Genomic DNA, 1085 nt, shown 5'->3' with positions numbered 1-1085 from the left:
CCCGGCGCTGCGGCAGTTGCGCGACCTGCACTTCCACCACGCCGACAAGGACGAGGTGATCGTCTACTCGAAGCGCAGCGGATCGAACACGGTTCTGGTCGTCGCCAACCTCGATCCGCACCACACCCAGGAGGCCACGGTCTCGTTGGACATGCCGCAACTCGGCCTGGACTGGCACGAGTCGGTGCCGGTGTGCGATCTGCTCACCGGCGAGACCTACCACTGGGGCAGGGCCAACTATGTGCGACTCGAACCGGGCCGTAGGCCCGCGCATGTCTTCTCGGTTCTGCGACCGTCCACCCCGCAGATCGGAGGGTCACCCACCACATGATCGTCAATGAGCCCGTACCGGACACCTTCGAGGACACTCCCGCCAAGGACCGGAACCCGGATTGGTTCAAACGCGCCGTCTTCTACGAGGTCCTCGTCCGCTCCTTCCAGGACAGCAACGGCGACGGCGTCGGCGACCTCAAGGGCCTGACCGCGAAACTCGACTACCTGCAGTGGCTCGGCGTGGACTGCCTGTGGCTGCCGCCGTTCTTCAAGTCACCGCTGCGGGACGGCGGTTACGACGTCTCGGACTACACCGCGGTCCTCCCGGAGTTCGGCGACCTGGCCGACTTCGTGGAGTTCGTGGACTCCGCCCACCAGCGCGGCATGCGCGTCATCATCGACTTCGTCATGAACCACACCAGCGACCAGCACCCGTGGTTCCAGGAGTCGAGGCGCGATCCGGACGGTCCGTACGGCGACTACTACGTCTGGGCCGACGACGACAAGCAGTTCCAGGACGCGCGGATCATCTTCGTCGACACCGAGGCCTCCAACTGGACGTACGACCCCGTACGCAAGCAGTACTACTGGCACCGCTTCTTCTCGCACCAGCCGGACCTCAACTACGAGAACCCGGCCGTGCAGGAGGAGATGATCTCCGCGCTGAAGTTCTGGCTGGACCTGGGCATCGACGGGTTCCGGCTGGACGCGGTGCCGTACCTGTACCAGCAGGAGGGCACCAACTGCGAGAACCTGCCGGCGACCCACGCGTTCCTGAAGCGGGTGCGCAAGGAGATCGACGCGCAGTATCC

The 1085-nt window shown here is 65.1% G+C and carries 2 protein-coding genes; both read left to right on the top strand.

The window, feature by feature from the left end; genetic code table 11:
• Nucleotides 1-331, top strand: a 331-nt coding sequence (locus tag AQJ66_RS36595; RefSeq protein ID WP_244163047.1) for an alpha-glucosidase C-terminal domain-containing protein, incomplete at its 5' end; no start/stop codon positions are given.
• Nucleotides 328-1085 (top strand): alpha-amylase family glycosyl hydrolase (locus tag AQJ66_RS36590; protein ID WP_244163046.1); only part of this gene is annotated, 758 nt, incomplete at its 3' end. The genes AQJ66_RS36595 and AQJ66_RS36590, both read left to right, overlap by 4 nt.

It is taken from the genome of Streptomyces bungoensis, from assembly GCF_001514215.1.
In the GTDB taxonomy this organism is placed as follows: domain Bacteria; phylum Actinomycetota; class Actinomycetes; order Streptomycetales; family Streptomycetaceae; genus Streptomyces; species Streptomyces bungoensis.
This window is presented reverse-complemented; position numbering and strand designations above follow the sequence as displayed.